Here is a 12,725-nt window from a genome sequence, read left to right as displayed (position 1 = left end):
TCGTCGGCGGAATCGGCCCGGAATGGGTCCTCGGGGAGGTCCCCGCCCCACAACGCCGACATCCCGATGCTCGCCGAGGCCGATCCCACCCACGGTGGTCACGGCAAGGAGTTCATCGCCAGGTTCGAGTACGCCGGCGAGGTTGCCGCACTCGGCGAGGGCGTGGATACCTGGCAGGTCGGTGACCCGGTGATGGGGTCGATCCCGTCGGCATTCGCCGAGTACGTGGTCGCCGACCACCGGTTCGTCCTGCCCCGCCCGGAGGGACTCGCCCCGGAGATCGCCTGTGCGCTGCCGACCGGCCTGCTGACCGAGCACGGTGCGCTCACCACCGCCGGGTTCACGGCCGGGCAGAGCGTGCTGATCACCGGTGCGTCGACGTCGTGCTCGACCACATCGCCGGGCAAACCTTCGCCCAGTGCCTGCCCGCCACCGCCGAGGACGGTCACGTGGTCAACATCGGACGCCTCGACGGCGCCGAGTCGACGATCAACCTCGACCATCTGTCCTACCGTCACCTCACCGTCCACGGCGTGTCCTTCGGATTCACCCGCGACTGGGAGATGGCCGGCATCATCGCCGGCCTCCTGCCCGACGTCATCCCGGCCGTCGCGCGTGGTGAGATCCGACCCGTGATCGACCAAGCCGTGGAGCTCACGCAGGTCCAGAGAGTTGCCGATCGGCTCCGCTCCGGTGAAGCGGTCGGCAAGATCGTCCTCACCCTCGCCTCGGCGTGAGGACGCCGGCCGGTTCCCCGTCGCGACGGTGACGCCTACCTTCCTGTTAGTTGCGTGACCGCGGACGTCCGGAGGCGCTGATGGGTGACAGTGGCAGTGCCGGAGGGTTCGATCGCAGGTATCCGAACGCGGAACGTCGTGCCGGCCTGAGTCGACTCGATACTCGCCTGACCGTGATGCGCGTCGACGATCGACGAGACGATTGCCAGCCCGAGGCCGGTGCTGTCGGTCTCGCGGGACCGGGCCTTGTCGCCCCGAACGAAACGCTGAAACAGAGTCTTCAGCAGATCCGGCGCGATTCCAGGCCCGTTGTCGGTGATCGTCAATTCGGCCGTCACCACATCCCTGTCGTAGCGAGAGGAAGTGAAGTACAGAACTTACGTGGGTGCTGCATCCAGATAGGTTGTAACAACCAGGATCAGGAAGACAATCGCGAAGATGATCGCCCGCTTCCGGGTGATCAGCGGTTACGCCTTGGAGGCGGTGGCGCGGTCGTCGAGTGCGCTCACGCTCCGGGAGGTTGCCCTGCCGTACATGGAGGACCTGCGGTCGTCGTGCGGGCCCCGACAAGTTCCGCATGTGCGTGCCGTACTCGATGCATCCGATGGACGCACGTGGTCGACACGATGATTCACGACGTGCTGTACCTGGACAAGGTGGACGACGTCGTCGCCTCCCTGCTCCTGCCGCTGACACCGGACACCTGCCCCTTCCCGGCGGCCGGGTCTGTTCCTACTGTGGATCCATGGACATCGCCAAGGACGTCAAAGAGTTCTTGATGACCCGGCGGGCGAGGATCACCCCGGAGCAAGTGGGCCTGCCACCCGGCCGGCGACGCCGGGTGCCGGGCCTGCGGCGTGAGGAGGTCGCCCAGTTGGCCGGGGTCAGCATCGAGTACTACACCCAGATCGAACGCGGGAACGTCGCCGGAGTCTCCGACGACGTCCTATACGCCGTCGCCCGCGCACTGCGACTCTCCGAGGAAGAAACGGCGCACCTGTTCGACCTCGTGCGGGCCGCCGGCACCTCGACGGGCGCCGCGCGGTCTCCGCGGGCCGACCGGAAGATCCCCGACGGCGTGCAGGCGCTGATCGACGGCATGGTCGACTCGCCGGCGGTCGTGCTGAACGGGCACCTCGACATCGTTGCCGCCAATCCGCTCGGACGCACGCTGTACGCGCCGGTCTTCGCGGGGGCGACGGGAGTGCCGAACCTCGTCCGATTCATCTTCTTCGACCCGCACGCCGACGACGTGTTCCCGGAGTGGAATACCGCGGCAGACGACGCCGTGGCCCTGCTGCGAGTGGAGGCCGCACACTCGCCCCACTCCGCCGTCGTCACCGGGCTCGTGGGCGAACTCGCCGCTCGGAGCGAGGAATTCCGCACCCGCTGGGACGCCCACAACGTGAAGGCGCATCGGCACGGCGTCAAACAGTTCCGGCATCCGGAGGTCGGTGACCTGTCTCTGACCTACAACGTATTCGACATCACCGGCGCGGACGGACTGTCCCTCGTCGGTTACACCGCGGAACCGCAGTCGACGTCCGAGCAGGCTCTGCGACTGCTCGCGATCGTGACCGCAACCGATACACCCTCCACGGCAACCGAATAGGGCGCTACCGGTCCTGCCAGGTGACGACCTCGTCGAGCGTCGCGCGTGCCGTCCGGTAGCTGTTCGCCGGGTGGTCGAGGTCGGCGTAGCCGAAGGAGATCCCGACGAGGATTTTGCGGTCGTCCGAGATGCCGAAATGCTCACGGATGAAGGGAGACTGGCTCGCAAGGGCGGCCTGCGGGATCGTGGCGATCCCCAGGCTCCGCGCCGCCAGCAAGAGGGTGCCGAGGTAGAGGCCGGAATCCACCGCGCCGTACACGCCCTGCTCGGCGTCGGTCGTGATGATCGCGACGTGCGGAGCGCCGAACAGGCGGAAGTTCTCGAACGACTGGCGTGCGGACGCGGCGCGGTCACCGCGTTCGACTCCCACGGCCTGGTACAGCTGCCACCCGCTCGCCCGGCGCCGGTCGCGGTAGACCCCGCGGTACTCCGCAGGCGGATCGAATTCGAAGGCGGCACCGTGTTGCTGCGCGTACTCCGCGAGACCGTCGCGGAATCGCTCGGTTGCCGCACCGCTGGTCACGATGACCTGCCAGGGCTGCGTGTTGCACCACGACGCGGACCGCTGCGCCAGCGTGAACATGCGCTCGATGAGCGGGCGCGGAACCTCGCGCGGCTCGAACGCGCGGCAACTCCACCGTGTCGACAGCAGGTTCTCGAGCACGGTGGATGCATCGTCGACGGGACTCACCGCGATTCTTTCGGTCGATACATCGGCAGACATCGATTACTCACCCATCGTCGTTCGGATACGGAACACGTGCCCCCGGTCGGGGCACGATCAGGCTCAGGGTTCGACGAACAGAACGTCCGCCTGCACCAGGTCGTCGATCTGCTCGGCGGAGTACACCTCCGCGGCGACGTCGCGGCTGTCGGCGCCGACCCGCGGCGCGGTGCCCGCCCGATCGGGGCGTTCGCCCGCGAAGCGCCACGGCGGGCGGATGAGCGCCAGTCCGTCCTGCTGCCGTTCGACCAATTCGAGCCATTCCACCTGCTCGTGCTCGACGAATCCGGTCATCGACAGCACTGGGGCGAACGGCACGTCCGCAGCGGAAAGGGCGTCCTCCCAGTGCTGCAGCGACTGCTGCTCGAACTCGGCTTCGACGATCTTGGCCAGCTCGTGGTAGTTCGACTCCCGGGGGCGGTATTCGGCGAAGCGGGGATCCTCGGTGAGATCCATCCGGTTCATCGCCGTGCACAGCGAGCGCCAGAATTTCTGCGAGGACGACAGGTGGACCGCCAGATACTCGCCGGTGGCGGTCTTGACGCAGAAGTTCTGCGCCTGCGGATGCCTACTCTGCCTGCTCGGATCGTATCCCAGTTCGAAGGACTGCGTGATCCCATCGGTCGCCAGAACGCTGACGGCCTCCATGATCGACGTCTCCACATGTTGCGGTGAGCCGGTGCGCAGCCGTCCGACCAGCGCCGCGAGGACGCCCGTCGCCGTACTCAGTCCGGTGATCAGATCCGCGCTCAGCCCGCCGGCCAGCTGGGGCCGGGCGTCGTCACCGAACAGGGAGTAGAGACCGCCGAACGCATGCCCGATCGTGTCGTAGGCGGGGCGGCTCGCCAGCGGACCACCCGAGCCGAACCCGGTCACCGACCCGTAGACGAGGTCGGATCGCAGCGCACGGCACTCGTCCGGTCCGAGGCCCATCGCCGCCAGCTTGCCCGGCCGCAGGTTCTCGAGGACCACGTCGAAGTGCGGCACGAGGGCCTTGACCAGCGCGACGCCTTCGGGACGCTTCAGGTCGATCGACAGGCTCCGCTTTCCGGTGTTGTATTGGCGGAAGTAGGGGCTGCCGTCGTTCTGGTGGCGACGGAAGTCCTCCCCCACGACGGGCTTCTCCACCTTCACGACCTCTGCGCCGAGAGCGCACAGGATCGACGTGGCGAACGGAAGGGCGATGTAACCCCCGATCTCCAGGATGCGGATCCCGTCGAGCGGCTTGTGCTGCATGGGTGTGCCTCCGTGAGTTCAAGTAACAATATAATACATTATCTGTGGATCGCGTTCTGTCAAGGCGAGACCCACCTCACCCTGCCGGCCGCGGCATTCTCGCGGGAGTCCCTGGCTACAGGGGTACCAGCAGCCTCTCCTCCTAGCGCCGAACCGCCTCGACCTCGAATCACGGAGATCGCCGACAGCAGGAGATGACGACATGGCATGGCACAGCGACCAACTCGACCCTGCACCCGGCCAACGACCCCGCGACGAACGCCGCAGTCGAGACGGCGTACAAGGCCAAGTACTGCAGCCAGCCCGCCGCGATGGATCCGATGGTCGCGAACACCGCCGCCGAAACGACTGTCCGCCTCGACGCCGCCGGATAGGATTGCGGACGCCGAGGAGGATCCATGATGGTCAGGCAAGCACGCAGCACCCACCGTGAGGTCTCGCCGCTCGAGTTGTTTTTCGACCTGGTGTTCGTGCTGGCGATCGGTCAGCTCACGCACCATCTCGTCGACCACCTGACCTGGCACGGCGCCGCCGAAACCCTCGTGGCACTCGTCGCGGTGTGCGGGGTCTGGGCGTTCACCACGTTCGAGGTCACCCTCCTCGACATCGAACGCACGGCCACCCGGGCCGTGACGATCACGGTGATGGGCCTCGGCCTGTTCATGAACGCCGGCATCGGGCACGCCTTCGACGAAAGCCCTTGGCTCTTCGTCGTTCCCATGCTGCTGGCGCTGATCGGCCCCGCCGTCTACGCGGCGGCCACCGCCCCGACGCCCAGCCTCCGCACGCACTTCCTGCATGTACTGATCTGGTTCGCGGTCTCGGCGCCGTTCTGGGTGGCCGGCGCAGCACTCGACCCGAAGTGGCGACTGTGGCTGTGGGCGGTGGCCGCGCTCGTCGACCTCGTCGGCACCTGGAGCGCGCACCCGCTGCCGGGCGGACGCACACAGACGCAGCAACTTCCGTTCGATGCGGAGCACATGCTCGAGCGGATGCGACTGTTCCTCATCATCCTGCTGGGCGAGACGGTCCTCACCCTGGGACGCGTGATTGCCGCCCATCATTCCGATGCACTGACGCTTGCGCTGGCGGCGGGGTGCTTCGTCGCGCTCGTCTGCCTGTGGGCCGTCTACTTCGGGCGCGCCGAACAACTCGTGGAAAGTCATATCGCCGCCACAGAGAACCCCATCCGAGCCGTGCACATCGGGATCAACGTGATCTACGGCGTCGTCACCGGACTCGTCATGTTCGCCGCGGGCAGCGAGTTGGTGCTCGCCCATGCCGGCGACGACCGGGCGGGGGTCGGCGGCGTTCTGATGCTCGCAGGTCCGGCGATCTACCTGCTCTCGCACGCAATCTACTTCCGGCTCACCACCCACACCGGCTGGGTTCCGCGCGCCGTCGGCGCCGCCGTGCTCGGATCGGCCGCCGTCGCGGCGTACTGGCTGCCGTCCTACGCCGTCGTCCTCGCACTGGTCCTCATACTCCTCGCGGTGGCCGTGACCCTCACCCGGGACGCGTCACCGAGCGAATCCTGAACGCCGTTGCCCTCCTTCACGAATTCCATGAAGGCTGATGCGCCGAGCTGTCGGTGGCGATCCAGCTGGACAGCAGGCGGAGAGCCTCCTCGGAGGAGGAACCCGGCGACGCGGTGAATCCGTACAGGGTGAGACCGGCCGCGCTGGCCACCTCGAGCGCTTCGAAACGCAGCGTCAGGTCACCGACGACCGGATGATGGAACCGCTTCGTTCCGCGCCGGTGCGCCTTGATGTCGTGAGCCGCCCAGCGAGTGCGGAACTCGTCGCTGCGGGTAGCGAGCTCGCCGACGAGACCGGTGACCGCCGCCGAGTACGGCGACCGCGCCGCCTCCACCCGCAGCATCGCGACGGCGTCGTCGGCCGCGTTGGTCCAGTCGGGGAATGTTTCGTCGGCGCGGCGGTCGAGGAAGATGAACCGGGCCAGGTTGGGCGCGCCGTCCACGCGGTCGTACACGTCGGCGTACAGCGCGCGACCGAGCGCATTGGCGCCCACGATGTCGAGAAGACCGTTCTGCACGACGGCGGGGGCCGTGATCATCGCATCGACGAGCGCTTGGACCGGCTCCGGCATCTCGACGCGCGCCTTGGCGGGCTTACGCCTGCGGGGCTTCGTGGCCGCGGCGCGGGCAAGGGTGAACAGATGCTTCGTCTCCTCGTCGTCGAGTCGCAGCGCGGTCGCGATGGCGTCCAGCACCTCGTCGGACACGCCCGCGACACCACCCCGTTCGATCTGTACGTAATACTCGGCGCTCACTCCGGCGAGCAGTGCGACCTCCTCGCGACGTAACCCGGCGACCCGACGTCGGCCGCCGGCGGGCAGGCCCACCTGGTCGGGCGTGATGCGTGCGCGACGGGTCGTCAGGAAGTCCTTGATCTCCTTGGCGATCTCCATACCTGCAGCCTAGGGACCTCCGACAGCCCGAGGGAGAGGCTGCCGGTACCCCCGATAACCGGCCTCTGGTACAGCCCCGCGCGTCGCAGCAGAGTGATGAGTGCGGGTCGAGGACATCGTCCACGACGCAATGAGATTCAGACCGCCGGGTTCCGGCGGAGACGAAGGGAGATCAATTCATGGCCACCGAGAGGATCGAGACCGTCAGCGTCAAGACCCCGTACTGGGACATCGCGGCGGACATCTACTACCCGCCCGGATTCGACGAGACGAAGAAGTACCCGGCCATCATCAGCGCGCACCCCATCGGCAGCTGCAAGGAGCAGACGTCCGGCAACGTGTACGGCACCGCCCTCGCCGACGCCGGCTACGTCGTCATCGCATTCGACGCCAGCTACCAGGGCGCCAGCGGCGGCGAACCCCGATTCATCGAAGACCCGGCGCAACGAGTCGAGGACTTCGGCTTCGTCGTCGACCACCTCGTCACCCTCCCCTACGTCGACGCCGACCGGATCGGCGTGCTCGGCATCTGCGGCGGCGGCGGATACTCCATCGCCGCCGCGAAGACCGACCGACGCATCAAGGTCGTCGGCAGCGTCGTCGGCGTCAACTTCGGCCACCTCCTGCACGAGGCGTTCAGTGCATACGACCCGATCGCAACATTGGACGCGATCGCGGCGCAGCGCACCGCCGAGGCCCGCGGCGCCGAACCGAACGTCGATAACCTGCTGCCGCCCACCGTGGACGCGGCGGCCGGGACGGGACTCGACGTCGTCGAGGCCACCGACTACTACAAGACACCCCGCGGGGAGAAGCCGAACGGCGCCACCCGCAGCCTGATCTCACGACGAGCAGCGGGATACGGGTGGGACGCCTTCACCCACGCCGAAGTACTCCTCACCCAGCCGCTGTGCGTCGTCGTCGGCGACAAGCCCGGTGCGTTCGGTTCCTACCGTGACGGCCTCGAGATCTACCGCCGCGCCCGCTCCGAGAAGAAGCAACTCGTGGTGGCCGAAGGCTTCTCGCACTACGACCTGTACGACCAGCCCGAGCCCGTCACGATCGCCCTCGACGCCCTGATCCCGTTCTACGACACCAACCTCTGACCACCCGCGACAACACCCCATCAGAAGGAGACACACCAATGGACAGCATCACTTTCCCCAACGGCCCGATCGCCATGGCCGGCAACCTGTTTCTGCCCGACAACTTCGATCCGCAGAACAGCTACGCCGCCGTCGTCACCGTGCACCCGGGCGGCGGTGTGAAGGAGCAGACCGCGGGCCTGTACGCCGCGAAGCTCGCCGAGGAAGGCTTCGTGGCACTGGCCTACGACGCCTCGTTCCAGGGCGAGAGCGGCGGCGACCCACACCACCTCGAGGACCCGGCAGCGCGAGTCGAGGACGTCCGCGCGGCCGTCGACTTCCTGCAGAGCCTGGACTACGTGGACGCCGAGCGAATCGGTGTTCTCGGTGTCTGCGCCGGCGGTGGGTACGCCGTGAACGCGGCCCTGACCGACTACCGGATCAAGGCTGTCACCACCGTCAGCGCCGTGAACATCGGCACCTCGTTCCGACGCGGCTGGTACGGAACCGACTCCGACGCGGCCGCGGTGCCCACACTGCAGGCAGTCGCGCAGCAGCGGACCGCCGAGGCCCAGGGCGCCGACCCGGCATACATCCCGTACGTTCCGGAACAGCCGGACGAGAGCACTCCGCGCGACCTGGTCGAGGCGCACGACTACTACCTCACCCCGCGTGCGCAGCACCCGAACGCGAAGAACAAGCAGCTGTTCACCAAGAGCATCTCGCGGATCTTCACGTTCGACGCGTTCCACCTGGTCGAGGACATGTTCACGGCACCGTTGCTGATCGTCGCGGGCAGTGAAGCCGGTTCGCTGTGGATGTCCACCGAACTGCACAGCCGGGTGCGCAGCCCCAAGAAGCTGGTGGTCGTCGACGGCGGCGCCCACATGGACTTCTACGACGTGCCGAAGTACGTCGACCACGCCGTGGCCGAGGCGACCCCGTTCTTCCGGGAGAACCTCGCAGCTCGCCCAGTCGAGAACTGACACCACGACCGAAGCCCCGCATCCTGCCGGATGCGGGGCTCTTCGGTCGATCCGCTCAGGCGTGGGCCATGACTGCTTCGGCCTGCGCGATGATGCCCTCGGCGGTCTTCACGTGGGCGATGTCGATGTGCTGGCCCTCGAAATCGACGGCCGCGCTACCGGCGGCCTCGGCGACCTTGAATGCCTCGATCATGCGGCGGTAGAAGTCGACCTGCTCGGGGGACGGCGTGAACACGTCGTTGGCGATGGCGATGTGCGACGGGTGGATGCACACCATGCCGCGGTAGCCGAGCTGCTTGTTGTCCAGACAGAACTGCCGGGCACCGTCGAGGTCCTTGATGTCCTGCCACACGCCGGCGACGGGGTGGTGCAGGCCGGCCGCGCGGGCTGCGAGGACGATGCGGCTCCGCAGGTACAGCGTCTCCAGGCCGGCCGGGGTGAATTCGAAACCCAGCTCGCGGCCCACGTCCGCGCTCGGTCCGGTGGCACCCAGCAGGCTGGAGATGCGAGGGGTGGCTGCGGCAATCTCTTCGCAATGCGCCATCGAGACCGCGGTCTCGTAGCTCACGATAAGTCCCACGCTGCCCGCCTCGAGCCCCTGCCGGGCCTCGATGTGCGACACCACCGCGTCGATCCGCACGAGTTCCTCGGCGTCGAAGACCTTGGGCAGGAACAGTCCGGTCAGCCCGGGCCGGATCACCGCTTCGAGGTCACTGCCCTGGATCCCGGTCACGAACGCATTGGGCCGAACCCACACGTCGGCGCGAACACCCTCGGCGTGCAAACGGTCGATGGTGGCGGCGGTGACGCCACGCGCCTCGTCCTTGTCCGCGACGGGAACCGAGTCTTCCAGGTCGAGGATCAGGGCGTCGGCGCCGGAGGCCAGACCCTTGTCGGCCCAGGAAGGCTTGTGGCCCGGCACGAACAGCATGGAACGGTACGGATTCATGAACACTCCTCAGTGATATGCGAATTCGAAAGAATCAGGACTCGTCGGCGTAGAGGACGCCGGACGCGAGCAGCTCGTCGATCTTCTCGGCGGGGAGCACCTCGCCCGCGACCGATCGGGTGTCGGCGCCGACCTTGGGAGCACGGTCACCGCGGTCCGGGCGCTCGCCGTCGAACGTCCACGGCGGCCGGATCAGGGCCAGGCCGTCGGGTTGCCACTCGACCAGCTTCAGGTGCTCGACCTGCTCGTGCTCGAGGTAGCCGGTCATCGACAGGACGGGCGCGAACGGCACGTCGGCCTCGGTGAGGACCTTCTCCCAGTGGTCCTTCGACTGCTTGGCGAACTCCGCCTCGACGATCGGCACCAGCTCGAAGTAGTTCGACTCCCGCGGGCGGTACTCGGCGAACCGGGGGTCCTCGGCCAGGTCCATGCGGTCCATCGCGCGACACAGCGACTGCCAGAACTTCTGCGACGAGGACAGGTGGACCGCCAGGTACTCGCCGGTCGACGTCGGGACGCAGAAGTTCTGCGCCTGCGGATGGCGGCTCGTGCGGGCCGGATTGTCGCCGAGTTCGAAGGACTGCGTGATGCCGTCGATGGTCAGCGCGCTGACGGCCTCCATGATCGACGTCTCCATCCGCTGCGGCTGCCCCGTCTTCAGCCGCCCGACGAGGGCCGCGAGGACGCCGGTTGCGGTGCTCAGACCGGTGACGAGGTCCGCGCTCAGGCCACCGGCCAGCTGCGGGTGGTCTCCGTCGCTGAACAGCGAGTACAGACCGCCGAAGGCGTGGCCGATCGTGTCGTAGGCGGGACGGTTGGCCAGCGGACCACCGGGGCCGAATCCGGTGACGGACCCGTACACGATGTCGGGGCGCAGGGCGCGGCAGTCCTCGGGGCCGAGTCCCATGGCCGCGACCTTGCCTGGGCGCAGGTTCTCGAGCACCACGTCGAAGTGCGGCACCAGCGCCTTGACCAGCGCGACGCCCTCCTCCGACTTCAGGTCGACCGACAGACTGCGCTTGCCGGTGTTGTACTGCCGGAAGTAGGGGCTGGCGTCGTTCTGATGGCGCCGGAAATCTTCACCGACCACAGGGCGTTCGACTTTGACCACTTCGGCGCCGAGTGCGCACAGCATCGACGTCCCGAACGGGAGCGCGATATATCCCCCGATCTCGAGGATCCGAATACCGTCGAGCGGCTTGTGCTGCATGTTGCCTCGCCTTCGTCTCTACAAAATATTATATATCGTTTACAGTGAGGTCAAGCCCCTTCCGATCCGGGGTACCCCGCCGAGACGACTCCCAGTCGGGGCGATCACGGCAGGCACTTCCGCGGAGCTATGCAACATTATATACTTTGCATGGTGTAGCTCACACATCGAGCAGAAGGCTCCGCCCACCAGGCCGGACACTTCGGTCCCGCCTGCGATCCGGACCACTTCCACCCCTTATCGACCAGCGAAGGAGCGGCACCATGAGCGTGCAGACAGAAATTTGGCAGGGACGGTACGACAAGCTGTTCATCGGCGGACGGTGGGTACAGCCGGCCTCCGAGCGCACGTTCGACGTGATCTCGCCGGCCACCGAGGAGCTCGTCGCGCGCGTCCCGGAAGGCGTCGAAGAAGACATCGACGCCGCGGTGAACGCGGCACGCGAGGCGTTCGACAAGGGGCCCTGGCCTCGGATGTCGCTCGAGGAGCGCATCACGGTCCTGCGGAAGCTCAGCGCGGAACTCGCCGCGCGCGAGGCCGACGCCGCCAGACTCGTCAGCGCCGAGATGGGTTGCCCGATCACCCTGTCCACGAAGATGCAGTCCATCGGCCCCCGGATGCTTCTCGACGCCTTCCTCGACATCGCACCCGCCTACCCGTGGGCCGACACCCGCACGTCGGCATCGGGCAGCGCGCTGGTGACCCGCGAACCGGTCGGGGTCGTCGCAGGCATCGTGCCGTGGAACGCCCCGCTGCTCATCACCATGATCAAGCTCGCGCCGGCACTGCTCGCGGGCTGCACCATGGTCATCAAACCCTCCCCCGAGACCCCGCTCGACGCCTACCTGCTCGCCGACATTCTCGACAAGATCGGCCTCCCTGCCGGCGTCGTGAACATCGTCCCCGCGCAGCGCGAGGCCAGCGAATACCTCGTGCGCCACCGCGGCATCGACAAGGTGTCCTTTACCGGATCGACAGCCGCGGGCCGTCGGATCGCCTCACTCTGTGGTCAGGACCTGCGCCGCGTGACCCTCGAACTGGGAGGCAAGTCCGCCGCGGTCCTGCTCGACGACGCCGACCTCGAGGCCGCAGTCGCCGCGATCCGTGCGGTCTCGCTGCGCAACAGCGGCCAGGTGTGCAGCAACAAGACCCGGATCGTGGTGGCGCGCTCGCGGCGCGACGAACTCCACGACCGGCTGATTGACCTCATCAAGTCGATGCCCGTTGGCGACCCGTTCGACCCCGCCACCGAAATCGGCCCGATGGTCAGCGCCAATCAGCGGTCCCGAGTCGAGGGCTACATCGACGACGCGAAGGGATCCGGGGCCTCCCTGCTGGTGGGCGGCGGACGCCCCCACGGTCTCGACCGCGGCTGGTACGTCGAGCCCACGATCTTCACCGACGTCGACCCTGCCGCGAAGATTGCCCAGGAGGAGATCTTCGGCCCGGTACTCACGGTGCACACATTCGACACCGAGGCCGAGGCGATCGACATCGCCAACAATTCGGAGTACGGCCTCAACGGATCGGTGTTCGCCGCCGACCCGGAGCACGCACTGGCGGTGGCCCGCCACATCCGAACCGGCACAATCGAAGTCAACGGAAACCCGGCGGGCTTCAGCGCCCCGATGGGCGGTTTCAAGAACAGCGGCATCGGCCGCGAGGCGGGCCTCGAGGGCTTCGACGCCTACGTCGAGCTCAAGTCCTACGGAATCCCGGGCGGCCTGCTCGGTTCGCTTTCCTGACCCCCAACACC

At 67.4% G+C, this 12,725-nt stretch carries 15 protein-coding genes; 8 read left to right on the top strand and 7 right to left on the bottom strand.

All coding sequences use genetic code 11. The features are described 5' to 3' along the window. Nucleotides 1-98: 98 nt before the first annotated feature. Nucleotides 99-449 carry a hypothetical protein gene (locus WKC72_RS07430; RefSeq protein ID WP_370184659.1) on the bottom strand — a complete coding sequence of 117 codons (351 nt, stop codon included), beginning with the start codon at nt 447-449 and terminating at the stop codon, nt 99-101. Here WKC72_RS07430 and WKC72_RS07425 point away from each other — a divergent pair. Then, nucleotides 384-737 (top strand): zinc-binding dehydrogenase, encoded by a 354-nt coding sequence (locus WKC72_RS07425; RefSeq protein ID WP_370182191.1) that lies wholly within the window; start codon nt 384-386, stop codon nt 735-737. The two genes, WKC72_RS07430 and WKC72_RS07425, sit on opposite strands and share 66 nt — an antisense overlap. A 35-nt stretch (nt 738-772) precedes the next feature. On the opposite strand, the gene WKC72_RS07420 is transcribed toward WKC72_RS07425, so the two are convergent. Then, entirely contained in the window at nt 773-1,075 is a 303-nt protein-coding gene (locus WKC72_RS07420) for an ATP-binding protein (protein ID WP_370182190.1), read from the bottom strand. Nucleotides 1,076-1,175: 100 nt separating this feature from the next. On the opposite strand from WKC72_RS07420, the gene WKC72_RS07415 reads away from it, so the two are divergent. Next, entirely contained in the window at nt 1,176-1,367 is a 192-nt protein-coding gene (locus WKC72_RS07415) for a hypothetical protein (protein ID WP_370182189.1), read from the top strand. Between the two features lie 115 nt (nt 1,368-1,482). Next, entirely contained in the window at nt 1,483-2,349 is an 867-nt protein-coding gene (locus WKC72_RS07410; protein ID WP_268789164.1) for a helix-turn-helix domain-containing protein, read from the top strand. A 4-nt stretch (nt 2,350-2,353) separates the two neighbouring features. Here the strand turns inward: WKC72_RS07410 and WKC72_RS07405 are convergent, their stop codons facing one another. Together WKC72_RS07405 and WKC72_RS07400 are read right to left on the bottom strand one after the other, a co-directional pair. Continuing rightward, entirely contained in the window at nt 2,354-3,073 is a 720-nt protein-coding gene (locus WKC72_RS07405; RefSeq protein ID WP_370182188.1) for a nitroreductase, read from the bottom strand. A gap of 63 nt (nt 3,074-3,136) precedes the next feature. Continuing rightward, complete coding sequence (locus WKC72_RS07400) at nt 3,137-4,309, bottom strand: CaiB/BaiF CoA-transferase family protein (protein WP_128640927.1); 1,173 nt, start codon at nt 4,307-4,309, stop codon at nt 3,137-3,139. 194 nt (nt 4,310-4,503) lie between these two features. Between WKC72_RS07400 and WKC72_RS07395 the strand changes: the two genes are divergently transcribed. Both WKC72_RS07395 and WKC72_RS07390 read left to right on the top strand, forming a co-directional pair. Then, nucleotides 4,504-4,683 (top strand): DUF2255 family protein, encoded by a 180-nt coding sequence (locus tag WKC72_RS07395; protein WP_128640926.1) that lies wholly within the window; start codon nt 4,504-4,506, stop codon nt 4,681-4,683. A 24-nt stretch (nt 4,684-4,707) separates the two neighbouring features. After that, the gene (locus tag WKC72_RS07390; RefSeq protein ID WP_128640925.1) at nt 4,708-5,847 is read left to right on the top strand and encodes a low temperature requirement protein A; all 1,140 of its coding nucleotides are present in this window, start codon (nt 4,708-4,710) and stop codon (nt 5,845-5,847) included. 16 nt (nt 5,848-5,863) lie between these two features. Here the strand turns inward: WKC72_RS07390 and WKC72_RS07385 are convergent, their stop codons facing one another. Beyond that, complete coding sequence (locus WKC72_RS07385; RefSeq protein WP_128640924.1) at nt 5,864-6,739, bottom strand: helix-turn-helix domain-containing protein; 876 nt, start codon at nt 6,737-6,739, stop codon at nt 5,864-5,866. Nucleotides 6,740-6,918: 179 nt separating this feature from the next. Between WKC72_RS07385 and WKC72_RS07380 the strand changes: the two genes are divergently transcribed. Beyond that, a complete protein-coding gene (locus WKC72_RS07380; protein ID WP_370182186.1) occupies nt 6,919-7,845 on the top strand; it encodes an alpha/beta hydrolase in 927 nt (308 codons plus the stop codon). A 38-nt stretch (nt 7,846-7,883) separates the two neighbouring features. Next, entirely contained in the window at nt 7,884-8,810 is a 927-nt protein-coding gene (locus WKC72_RS07375) for an alpha/beta hydrolase (protein WP_128640923.1), read from the top strand. Between the two features lie 55 nt (nt 8,811-8,865). On the opposite strand, the gene WKC72_RS07370 is transcribed toward WKC72_RS07375, so the two are convergent. After that, the gene (locus tag WKC72_RS07370; protein ID WP_037230071.1) at nt 8,866-9,759 is read right to left on the bottom strand and encodes a CoA ester lyase; all 894 of its coding nucleotides are present in this window, start codon (nt 9,757-9,759) and stop codon (nt 8,866-8,868) included. Between the two features lie 34 nt (nt 9,760-9,793). Then, nucleotides 9,794-10,969, bottom strand: coding sequence for a CaiB/BaiF CoA transferase family protein (locus WKC72_RS07365; protein WP_370182185.1), 1,176 nt, complete (start codon nt 10,967-10,969; stop codon nt 9,794-9,796). 263 nt (nt 10,970-11,232) lie between these two features. On the opposite strand from WKC72_RS07365, the gene WKC72_RS07360 reads away from it, so the two are divergent. Continuing rightward, nucleotides 11,233-12,714, top strand: coding sequence for an aldehyde dehydrogenase (locus WKC72_RS07360; RefSeq protein ID WP_370182184.1), 1,482 nt, complete (start codon nt 11,233-11,235; stop codon nt 12,712-12,714). Nucleotides 12,715-12,725: the final 11 nt, after the last annotated feature.

This window comes from Rhodococcus wratislaviensis (assembly GCF_041228765.1).
Taxonomy (GTDB): domain Bacteria; phylum Actinomycetota; class Actinomycetes; order Mycobacteriales; family Mycobacteriaceae; genus Rhodococcus_F; species Rhodococcus_F wratislaviensis.
Note: the sequence above shows the minus strand (reverse complement) of the source record. Positions and strands in the feature narration are given on the sequence as shown.

Bases quoted from the DNA above. Each gene is read 5' to 3' on its own strand.
- WKC72_RS07415 (WP_370182189.1), top strand. From the start codon at position 1,176: ATGATCGCCCGCTTCCGGGTGATCAGCGGTTACGCCTTGGAGGCGGTG.
- WKC72_RS07410 (WP_268789164.1), top strand. From the start codon at position 1,483: ATGGACATCGCCAAGGACGTCAAAGAGTTCTTGATGACCCGGCGGGCG.
- WKC72_RS07405 (WP_370182188.1), bottom strand. From the start codon at position 3,073: ATGTCTGCCGATGTATCGACCGAAAGAATCGCGGTGAGTCCCGTCGAC.
- WKC72_RS07400 (WP_128640927.1), bottom strand. From the start codon at position 4,309: ATGCAGCACAAGCCGCTCGACGGGATCCGCATCCTGGAGATCGGGGGT.
- WKC72_RS07395 (WP_128640926.1), top strand. From the start codon at position 4,504: ATGACGACATGGCATGGCACAGCGACCAACTCGACCCTGCACCCGGCC.
- WKC72_RS07390 (WP_128640925.1), top strand. From the start codon at position 4,708: ATGATGGTCAGGCAAGCACGCAGCACCCACCGTGAGGTCTCGCCGCTC.
- WKC72_RS07385 (WP_128640924.1), bottom strand. From the start codon at position 6,739: ATGGAGATCGCCAAGGAGATCAAGGACTTCCTGACGACCCGTCGCGCA.
- WKC72_RS07380 (WP_370182186.1), top strand. From the start codon at position 6,919: ATGGCCACCGAGAGGATCGAGACCGTCAGCGTCAAGACCCCGTACTGG.
- WKC72_RS07375 (WP_128640923.1), top strand. From the start codon at position 7,884: ATGGACAGCATCACTTTCCCCAACGGCCCGATCGCCATGGCCGGCAAC.
- WKC72_RS07370 (WP_037230071.1), bottom strand. From the start codon at position 9,759: ATGAATCCGTACCGTTCCATGCTGTTCGTGCCGGGCCACAAGCCTTCC.
- WKC72_RS07365 (WP_370182185.1), bottom strand. From the start codon at position 10,969: ATGCAGCACAAGCCGCTCGACGGTATTCGGATCCTCGAGATCGGGGGA.
- WKC72_RS07360 (WP_370182184.1), top strand. From the start codon at position 11,233: ATGAGCGTGCAGACAGAAATTTGGCAGGGACGGTACGACAAGCTGTTC.